Origin of the sequence: uncultured Paraglaciecola sp. (assembly GCF_913020055.1) — a bacterium.
In the GTDB taxonomy this organism is placed as follows: Bacteria; Pseudomonadota; Gammaproteobacteria; order Enterobacterales; family Alteromonadaceae; genus Paraglaciecola.
Window position 1 is genome coordinate 1 of sequence record NZ_CAJWCF010000129.1, and the last position, 10,216, is coordinate 10,216.

8 protein-coding genes are annotated in these 10,216 nt (G+C 40.0%); 7 read left to right on the forward strand and 1 reads right to left on the reverse strand.

The annotated features are described in order from the left end of the window. The first annotated feature begins 11 nt into the window (after positions 1-11). The 4 genes from QZ488_RS19585 (at position 12) to QZ488_RS19600 (ending at position 5,251) form a co-directional block, all read left to right on the forward strand. Positions 12-554 (forward strand): YggT family protein, encoded by a 543-nt coding sequence (locus tag QZ488_RS19585; protein WP_293751926.1) that lies wholly within the window; start codon positions 12-14, stop codon positions 552-554. A gap of 25 nt (positions 555-579) precedes the next feature. After that, the gene (locus tag QZ488_RS19590) at positions 580-993 is read left to right on the forward strand and encodes a DUF4426 domain-containing protein (protein WP_293751928.1); all 414 of its coding nucleotides are present in this window, start codon (positions 580-582) and stop codon (positions 991-993) included. A 241-nt stretch (positions 994-1,234) separates the two neighbouring features. Then, the gene (locus QZ488_RS19595) at positions 1,235-2,530 is read left to right on the forward strand and encodes an ABC transporter substrate-binding protein (protein WP_293751914.1); all 1,296 of its coding nucleotides are present in this window, start codon (positions 1,235-1,237) and stop codon (positions 2,528-2,530) included. A gap of 18 nt (positions 2,531-2,548) precedes the next feature. Then, entirely contained in the window at positions 2,549-5,251 is a 2,703-nt protein-coding gene (locus QZ488_RS19600) for an ATP-binding protein (protein WP_293751916.1), read from the forward strand. 294 nt (positions 5,252-5,545) lie between these two features. Here the strand turns inward: QZ488_RS19600 and QZ488_RS19605 are convergent, their stop codons facing one another. Next, positions 5,546-6,946 (reverse strand): sugar porter family MFS transporter, encoded by a 1,401-nt coding sequence (locus tag QZ488_RS19605; protein WP_293751918.1) that lies wholly within the window; start codon positions 6,944-6,946, stop codon positions 5,546-5,548. 308 nt (positions 6,947-7,254) lie between these two features. Between QZ488_RS19605 and QZ488_RS19610 the strand changes: the two genes are divergently transcribed. The 3 genes from QZ488_RS19610 to QZ488_RS19620 are packed head-to-tail and all read left to right on the forward strand — an operon-like array spanning position 7,255 to position 10,161. After that, on the forward strand, positions 7,255-8,379 hold the full coding sequence (locus tag QZ488_RS19610; protein ID WP_293751920.1) for a phosphoserine transaminase: 1,125 nt from the start codon (positions 7,255-7,257) through the stop codon (positions 8,377-8,379). A 47-nt stretch (positions 8,380-8,426) separates the two neighbouring features. After that, positions 8,427-9,599: a 3-phosphoglycerate dehydrogenase family protein gene (locus QZ488_RS19615; protein ID WP_293751922.1), complete on the forward strand. Its 1,173-nt coding sequence runs from the start codon at positions 8,427-8,429 to the stop codon at positions 9,597-9,599. 46 nt (positions 9,600-9,645) lie between these two features. Next, positions 9,646-10,161, forward strand: a complete 516-nt coding sequence (locus QZ488_RS19620) for a hypothetical protein (protein WP_293751924.1) — start codon at positions 9,646-9,648, stop codon at positions 10,159-10,161. Positions 10,162-10,216 lie beyond the last annotated feature (55 nt).

Below are 10,216 nucleotides of genomic sequence, written 5' to 3' on the forward strand. Positions count from 1 at the left end.
AATTCCAGAATATGAGCTCAGTTCAATTTTTAATTGATTTTGTTTTTAACATTTATTTAATGGTGGTGTTGTTACGCCTGTGGTTACAATTTGCTAGAGCGGATTTTTACAATCCTTTTAGCCAATTTGTAGTCAAAGCCACTCAACCTATAGTTGCGCCTTTGCGTAGATTGTTGCCGTCCATTGGCCGCTTAGATACAGCCACTTTAGTACTAGCGCTAGTAGTCGCGGGTTTAAAAATTGTAGCGCTTAATTTAGTGTTAGGTGGCACGGTTCCTAACATTCTGTCTTTAGTGATAGTGTCATTTATTATTGTGCTTAAAGAAGCGCTGACTTTAGTTATGTACGTGTTAATTTTGCGCGCCATTATGAGTTGGGTCAGCCAGGGAAGAAACCCAATGGAGTTAGTCTTAGGCCAACTCACTGAACCAATGCTGGCACCAATTCGTAGAAGAATGCCAGATATGGGTGGTTTAGACTTATCGGTAATGGTGGTGATCGTGTTTTTACTATTTATCCAAAAACTACTAGGTGATTTATTTGGCATTTTCTAAATTGAAAAGTATTAAACTTAACTTTCTGACTCTTGTGTTATCACTTGGGTTAGCTTTTGCGTGTCAAATTAGCGCAGAACAAAAGCAAGAGCTAGGTAGTTGGGAAGTACACTACATAGCCCTAAACAGTACGTTTTTAACGCCTAAGGTGGCCAAACAATATTCCATTGTGCGTAGTAAATTTAATGGCCTGATTAATATTTCAGTACTAGACAGACAAAGCAAAGTAGCACAGTCCCCTGTTTTAACTGGCCAAGCTAAAAATTTACTTGGAGTGGTTAAAGAATTAAAGTTTAAACAAGTGATAGAAGGCAAGGCAATCTACTATTTAGCAGTATTGCCTTTTAGCGACCGAGAGCAGTATCGTATTTCTATCAACATTAACAGTGGGCTTGAGCAAAAGACCTTGAAATTTCAGCATAAATTTTATGCTGACTAACAATACCGCTCAATTAAATTACCTTATAGTGAGTTTTAAAAAAATTTAAATGGGAGCCTATTAAGCTAGAATAGTCCAACTATTTTAAATACTTGCATCGCCTTGGCAATGAAAATTTGAACCTCGCTCGGCGGAAAATAAGAAATTAAAACCAAGGCTATAGACATTTAGCTTATTGCGGTTAAATAAACGATAGATTAAGGTGTACTCATATACGATTTTTTTGGAAAACTTAAGAGATATGACTTCAAGTAAATTCCCAGAAAAACATTCAACTGATATTAGTCGCCGACAAGTTCTGAAATCTATCAGCCAAGCAGCAGTGGGGGTAACTGCCATTACCCAAGTCCCTTATGTATTTGCAAAGCAACGTACCCAACTAAGAGTGCTGGGTACCCACGTCACCCTACAAGAAGAACTTCGCCAAAAGGCTATGCAGGATTTGGATATCGATTTGATATTCGAACCGAGAGGCAGTGCAGCAGTATTACAAAAAGCTTCAACTAACCCTCAGTCTTTTGACCTTTACGAGCAATGGTCCAATAGCATCAGGCCCTTATGGACAAGTGGCTCAATTCAACCTATTGATAAAAAAAGGCTAAAATATTGGGATGAAATAAACCCTCTCACTAAAACAGGAAAAGTCAGCCCTGACGCCAAATATGGTGCTGGAGACGCGCCTTATAAAATGTTGCATATTCAAGCAAATGGGAAATTAGGCACTGAACATACCGACCAAATTAGCTTTTTACCCTATGTTCATAATGTGGATTCATTTGGCTACAACACCAATGCAATTAAACAGGGCGAGGCATACAAAACAGAAAGCTGGGGCTGGTTGCTTGACCCTAAACATTCCGGCAAAGTAGGTATTATTAATGCGCCTACAATTGGCTTGTTTGACTTAGCACTAGCCACTCAAGCTCAAGGTCTAGTCAAATTTGATGATATAGGCAACCTAACTAGAACCGACTTAGACAGGTTATTTAATGTACTCATTGATTTTAAACGGCAAAATCATTTCAGCGGTTTCTGGAATTCGGTACCTGAATCAGTAGACTTCATGCGTACTGGCCGCGTGAATATACAGAGCATGTTTTCACCCGCCGTATCAACGCTAAATGGACAAAACATACCCGTTAGATTTGCTGCCCCGAAAGAAGGTTATCGTGGTTGGCACGGCGTGATGTGCCTATCATCAGCATCTCAAGGAAGAAGCAAAGACGCGGCCTATGACTATATGAATTGGTGGTTATCTGGATGGCCTGGCGCATTTATAGCTAAACAAGGATATTATATTTCTAATCCTCAACGTTCTGCTGCATATTTAAGCCCCGCAGAATGGGATTATTGGTATGCTGGCAAAAAAGCCATACACGCACTAAAAGGAACAGATGGCAAAATTTCTGTACCTCAAGGTGATATTCGTAGCGGAGGCAGCTACACTAAACGCTTCAGCAATGTTGCCGTTTGGAATACTGCCATGCCAACTTACGATTACAGCCTGCAAAAATGGTATGAGTTTATTAGTTCTTAATGAAAATCAGGGGATAGTGTGTTTAGGACAATAAAAGCTCAAATGTTGTTGATTTCGGTCACTTTAGTATTGTTACTATTATCCCAAGTTTTTTTATCTAGAAACATCCAATCAACGTTTGTCGATAGTCTTGATTTAACCCAGCAAGCAGTAGTCAAAGTGAGTCTTGTACGCGAACTTGAACGAGACGTTATAGATTTGCAACGAAACGTACTTATTTATAAAGACTCTGCAAGCGAATCAGCTGTTTCTAGATTCAGTTTATTGATGGAAGAAACTCAAAACGGTTTGTACGATTTAGTTCAACTCACGTCTAAAGAAGCCAATAGCAAAGTATATCTAGATTATATCACTCGCATGAATGCGCATTTAAAAGACTACAAAGAGAATTTTGACAGTGTTATTGTTGGCAGAACTAAACGAAAAGCACTCTACAATACTGGCTTATTAAATGAGTTAGACAGCTTGTTTAGCAGTATCAACATTGCCGAAAGCGACTCACACCAGACGCAAGATACATTGCAAAAAGCCAAATACCATATCGCTCGAGCAGAAAACTTTCTGCTGCAGTATTTACAGACGCCTGAACAACAACTCATTAGTCCTTTTCAGCAACAGCTATCACTAGCCAAGATACAAATTAGCCAGCTACTTGGGTCAAACAAAAGTGTACGAGTAGCATTTGCTAGATTAAGTAAAGTAGAAAGTGATTTTCTGCAGCTCACACAGATCACTAGAAATTATTTATTTTTGGCCAACGTTGTCATGGCTGGCTCAGCGAACGAATTTCTATTTTTGGCCAGAGAGCTCAATAGGTTAGTAACTGAAAACCTCATAGAAACCAATGTAGAGGTAAAAAAGACAGTTGTTAATACGCGTATTGGCAGCAACCTTTTTTCCGCAATAGGCATTATTTTAGCGACGGCTACCGCATTATTTTTAACCTACAGAATAATGTTACCTATCAATATTATTACCAATATTTTCCAACGACTAACTAAGGGCGAAAGTGTAGAAAGTATCCCTAGCTTAAAACGAAAAGATGAAATAGGGCAATTAGCCCAAGCGGCTGATGTTTTTCATGAAAAAAACAAACAAACCAACACCTTGCTCGAACAATCACAGTTGCTCAATGCCAAACAAGAAGCACTGAATACTCAATTAATCACGTCCAATCAAAAGGTCGAACAAGCAACGGCTTCTAAAAGTATGTTCTTGGCTAATATGAGCCATGAAATCCGCACACCTATGAATGGCATCATTGGTATGTTGGATGTGGTATTACGCAGTGAATTAAATCCAGCGCAAAGAGAACAACTGACCAAAGCAGCGTATTCCGGCCAAATTTTATTGAGTTTAATAAATGACATTCTTGATTTTTCAAAAATTGAGGCGCGTAAATTAGATATAGAAAGCGTCAAGTTTTCAGTCGAGTCATTATTCAGTAATGTGTTAGCCAATATTTCTAATCGTGCTCAAGAAAAAAATCTAAATGTAAGGTTTAATGCTAACCCTAACCTACCAGCTCAATTAATCGGTGACCCGTTAAGAATCAGTCAAATTCTACTTAACTTATGCAGCAATGCGATCAAGTTTACTCGCAATGGACAGATATCTATTAACGTAGATATTAAGCTTCATGAAGATATTCCATTCATTAGTCTGTACCTTGAAGTCATAGACACTGGTATCGGTATGACGCCAGATCAAGTCAGTAAAGTATTCGATTCCTTCACTCAAGCAGATGGTTCCACTAGCAGAAATTTTGGTGGCACTGGATTAGGCTTATCCATCGTAAGTCAGTTAGTTGAACTGATGGGTGGCACTGTGTCAGTTGAGTCAGAACAAAACAAAGGCAGTACCTTTAAAGTAGAAGTTATTTTAACTAAACCAGATAAAACCACTGCAATAATTTCAGCCATACCCGCTCCAAAGGGGAAGTTGTATTATTTTACTGCCGGTCGTACCGCTTTTCTAAATCCCCAATATATTGAAAAAACAGAGTTAAAATACCATCATCTGCCACTTAGCCAGTTGTCAGCCATCATGGATGAAATAACTTGTAATGACGCAGTAATATTCGATATTGAAGATCAGGTGGCGTTTAGGTCTTATAACGAGTCCATTGACAAATTGGTCAGCAAATCAATTAGAGTGGGTTTTATCACTAATACTCAACCAAGTAATTTACCTAAGCAGCTTACAACCATGTGGCCAGTTGAATGTTTAACTCACCCTTTTACTCCACAACAAGCTTCTACCTTTATTCAACGATTATTTATTACCAATTTAAAAGGCACATCAACAGCTGAGATTATTGTCGAGGAACAAAAAGCGGCGCAATATGAAGGCCATATATTGTTAGTTGAAGATAACAATATTAATCAAGCAGTGGCAGGTGAAATGCTTAACTTACTAGGTGTCACTTTTGATATTGCCGAAGATGGTCAACAAGCTGTGACCAAAATAGTCAATTCACCTCAATATGATCTAGTGTTAATGGATATTCAAATGCCGGTCATGGATGGGTACGAAGCAACACGCACAATTAGACTACAAGGGCAAGACAAACTGACTATTTGTGGACTGTCTGCTAACGCGATGAAACAAGACTATGAAAAAGCGAAGGAAGCGGGCATGGACGACTACATAGTCAAACCTCTTAAACACAAATCCTTAGAAGACTTAATTGCTAAATACCTTCCTAAGAAAAGTATGTAGCGATCAAAAAGTAAAATCTATAACTACTCAATAATTTTCAATACGTTAAGCACTGCAATAATTTTATTGCTGTCAACGTAATGTAAATAACAAAAATAGATATGTCTTTGATGCCAATAGGGTCTGATAAACAGAGGAAAAAGGATTTTTGTCGCGGATATTATTTGATTAGGTTTTGCTGACGAATAGTAGGCTGATTGCTAAAAAAACTAGAATATATTGGTGAATGAGTAAATCGATTTGGGCTAAAGTAGGTAAAACCGTTATCCTAACGGCTTTACCTACCAGTTGTAATTATCCGTGCATCTCTTCCAGTTCTTTGCCCTTAGTTTCGTACACAAACTTCGCCACAAATAGAATTGAAAGTGCCGCACACAGCGTATAAAAACCATAAGCGCCAGCTAAGCCAATGCTTGCCAGCATGATGGGGAAGGTCATGGTAATCGCAAAATTTGCGGTCCACTGTGCAAGTCCAGCAACAGCTAAGCCTGAACCGCGGATTTGATTAGGGAACATTTCCCCCAACATAACCCACATGACAGGTCCCCAAGATAGGTTGAAGAAAAACACATAGGCGTTAGCTGAGACTAATGCCAAGGTTCCCAGCCCACCAAGATCTAAGTTTCCGTTACCATCAACATCAGCATTACCAAAAGCGAAAACCATCAATCCTAGGGTAATTGCCATACCAATAGAGCCAACCATTAGGAAAGGTTTGCGCCCAACTTTATCAATCAAATACATGGTGATTACAACAGCCGCGATACTCACAGCGCCACTGATAATATTGATCAACAATGCATCGCCTTCAGAAAACCCTACGGCTTGCCATAAAACTGCACCGTAGTAAAAAACCACATTAATGCCGACTAATTGCTGAAAGGTGGCTAAACCCAGTGCCACCCAAACTATAGTGCGCACTTTGCCTGTGGTTTTGTCTTTTAAATCCGCCAACTTAGGCTTGTGTTTGTCTGCTGACAACGACTGCTGAATTTCAACTAACTTCTGCCGCCCTGCACTGTCACCATACAATCTATTAAGCACGACTTGCGCTTCATTGTCCCGACCATCGAGCACCAAATATCTGGGACTTTCGGGAATAAATATCAAGGCAACTAAAAACAAAACGGCAGGAAATAATTCTATCCAAAACATCCATCGCCATGCCTCAAATCCCATCCAAAATTCTGCGGTAGATGAGCCAGAAAAATTAACTAACAAATAATTACTAACAAAAGCAGAAAACAAACCAATGACTATGGCAATTTGTTGGATAGAGGCCAACCGCCCTCTCAACCTAGCGGGGGCAATTTCACTGATATAAGCTGGGGCCATGACAGATGCTGCGCCTACGGCTAAGCCACCTAAAAGTCGGTATATAATAAATTCTACGGAAGACCCAGCAACACCGGACCCCCATGCACTGATAATAAAGAAAACTGCAGTGGCCAATAATAACGACTTACGCCCATATTTGTCAGCCAATCGCCCTGCGGTAAACGCCCCAATCGCACAACCCAACAACATACTGGCCACGTTAAAACCAGTACCAATATCCTGTGAATTAAATGCAGACCTTAATCCATCAACAGTGCCATTTATTACGCCACTATCAAAACCAAACAAAAAACCACCTATAGTGGCAACACAACTTACTAAAACAATAAAAAGCATATTCTCATTATTCTGCGCCAAAATTATTTCCTCTTGTACTTTTGGTCATTTTTATAGAGGGTTATGTTGAACTAGTGCAATTTAAATGTAAATGTTTGCACCATTATGTTAATTAGTTTTACATTTCCTTTAATCGGGTAAATGTTGAATACCATCATTTATTACTAATCCAAACACCGCCATACTCCTACTTTTCCTTGTCAGTAAGGCCTTTAACATTCATATAACACAATCGATATAATTCATGACACTTGAATATTGGTGATGCCCATCAATCACTTGTATTCTCGATAAATACTAAATTCATTTACCTTTAGCTCGAGAAAATCATGCATCCTAACCTTAAACCTAAGAACCCTAACTTTTCATCTGGCCCTTGTGCCAAAAGACCCGGTTACGATGTCAGTAAACTTGATTTATCCGTGCTGGGCAGATCTCACCGAGCAACTATCAGCAAACAAGCGTTAAAAAGTGCTTGTTTAGATACGGCTAAAATTTTGGGTTTACCTGAAGGTTATCGTGTTGCCGTTGTGCCGGCTTCCGATACTGGTGCGATGGAAATGGCCATGTGGTCGATGTTAGGTCAGCGTCCTGTCGATGTAGTGTACTGGGAATCTTTTGGGCAAGGTTGGGCTACCGACATTACCAAACAATTACAATTAGATAACACTCGTGTATTAAGTGCTGACTATGGTCACCTTCCTGATTTATCAGAAGTTAACTGTGATAATGACGTGGTATTTACATGGAATGGCACCACTTCTGGGGCAAAAGTACCTAATGCAGATTGGATTGACTCAAATCGCAAAGGGTTAACTTTTTGCGATGCTACCTCAGCAGTGTTTGCCCAAGAAATGGATTGGGATAAGCTTGATGTAATCACCTACAGCTGGCAAAAAGTGCTAGGGGGAGAAGGGGGACATGGCATGTTAATTCTGAGCCCTCGCGCGGTCGAACGTCTTGAAAGTTATGCACCTCCTCGTCCATTACCTAAAATTTTCCGAATGACTAAAGGTGGTAAATTAATTGAAGGTTTATTCACTGGCGCCACTATCAACACGCCCTCAATGTTATGTGTGGTGGATTATTTAGACGCGTTGAATTGGGTTGAATCCATAGGCGGCGTAACCGCAACAATCGCCAGAGCAGATACAAACCTCGCCACCATTGAAGCATTTGTTGAGCAACATGATTGGATAGCATTTTTAGCTCAAGACTCTCATATTCGCTCAAATACTAGCGTCTGTTTGACCCTTGATTTAACCCCTGAGCAAGTTAAATCGGTAGTCAAATTACTTGACGAGCAACAAGTCGCCTATGACATAGGAGCCTATCGAGATGCACCTGCCGGATTAAGAATTTGGTGTGGAGCTACCATCGAAAACAAGGACCTCGAGGCGTTAATGCCGTGGCTTGAGTGGGCTTACCACAGTGTAAAAAAACAAATTTTGTAAGCGATTCACTTTTTTCAATTTGCGCTAAAAAATAGTTAAGGAATGAAATGTATAAAATTAAAACCTTTAATCAAATATCGGTCAAAGGACTAGAACGCTTTAGTCGTGATAAGTACGAAGTGAGTTCGGATATAGGGCACCCAGACGCGGTATTGCTGCGCAGTCATAAATTACACAATGAAGTACTACCTGATTCAGTATTAGCTGTGGCAAGAGCCGGTGCAGGCGTAAACAATGTGCCGGTTGAAGACTACAGTAAAAAAGGCATAGTGGTATTTAATACGCCCGGCGCCAATGCCAATGCAGTTAAAGAATTAGTTCTAGCAGGACTACTTTTGGGCTCTCGCGGGATCAAGTCAGGTATTGACCATGTGACTACTTTGCACGATGTACATGATGCGGGTGAATTACATAAAACCTTAGAAACACAGAAAAAACAATTTGCTGGCAATGAACTCAAAGGTAAAACATTAGGCATTATCGGTTTAGGCGCAATAGGCTCATTGGTCGCTGATATGGCCCTTGCGCTGGGTATGAATGTTGTAGGCTTCGACCCAGCATTATCCATTGAAGCCGCATGGCGTTTATCTAGCGACGTGCAAAAAGCCGAAAACATGCACGCCCTACTCGCTCGCTGTGACTATGTAAGTTTACACGTACCGGCAATCAAACCGACACATCATATGATCAATCAAGAAGCCCTTGCCCAAGCCAAACCCGGCATGGTCTTAGTTAATTTTGCTCGTGAGTCCATCGTTGATCCTCAAGCTATAGTCAATGCACTTGATAACGGCAAATTAAGAGGTTACGTATGTGACTTCCCCGAGCCAGTTTTTTATGGCCGAAGTGATGTAATAGCTATGCCACATATCGGTGCTTCCACGGCCGAGGCTGAAGAAAACTGCGCCATCATGGCAGCAAAACAAATTATGGACTTCCTCGAAAATGGCAATATAAAAAATTCGGTTAATTTTCCCGAAGTGAGCATGGCAAGATGCGAAGGTCAGCGTATTATTTTTGCTAATGAAAACGTACCCAAAGTACTCGGTAGCGTCCTATCGGTATTAGCCGACCATAACGTGAATGTACTCGATATGATGAATAAAAGTCGTGGTGATCTAGCCTACAACATACTCGATGTCGAACAAATGGAAAATGGGCATGTGATTGAAGCGATTGGTAATATTGAACATGTTACTACTGTTAGGTTGATTGGCTAATTACGTTAGTGTCATCTGCGAATTGCAGTGCAAACTAGGGAGGAATATGAAAAAAAGTATTGCGATTGATATGGACGAAACAGTCGCGGATACATTATCTCGACATATTGAGTGGTATCAGCAACATTTTTCCGTGACCTTAAACAAAGAAAACATGCGTGGACACAGGATCTATGACGTAGTGCCAGAGGCACATTTAACCACAGTACGTCAGTTTCCACATCACCCTGACTTTTTTAAAGGCTTAGCCATTTTTGATGATGCGGCTGAAGTGATCAAAGAATTAAGTCAATCATATGACATTTATTTTGCCAGTGCGGCTATGGAATACCCTAGTTCATTTGCCGCTAAGTATGATTGGTTAAAAAAACACTTTCCTTTTATTAGCGAAATGAATTACATATTTTGTGGTTACAAGGGCATGCTTAATTGTGACTATTTGATAGACGATAGCTCGCGGCATATCGATGTTTTTTCTGGTCAAGGTTACTTATTTGATGCGCCTCACAATCAGAATGAAACACAATATAAAAGGGTATGTAATACCAATCAGATTATTTAAACACCCAAATCCATCCATTCTCTCATACACATCCCTTTGACCCGCTCTGAATTAC

Coding starts and splice junctions, on each gene's coding strand:
- QZ488_RS19585 (WP_293751926.1), top strand. CDS start 12: ATGAGCTCAGTTCAATTTTTAATTGATTTTGTTTTTAACATTTATTTA.
- QZ488_RS19595 (WP_293751914.1), top strand. CDS start 1,235: ATGACTTCAAGTAAATTCCCAGAAAAACATTCAACTGATATTAGTCGC.
- QZ488_RS19610 (WP_293751920.1), top strand. CDS start 7,255: ATGCATCCTAACCTTAAACCTAAGAACCCTAACTTTTCATCTGGCCCT.
- QZ488_RS19615 (WP_293751922.1), top strand. CDS start 8,427: ATGTATAAAATTAAAACCTTTAATCAAATATCGGTCAAAGGACTAGAA.
- QZ488_RS19620 (WP_293751924.1), top strand. CDS start 9,646: ATGAAAAAAAGTATTGCGATTGATATGGACGAAACAGTCGCGGATACA.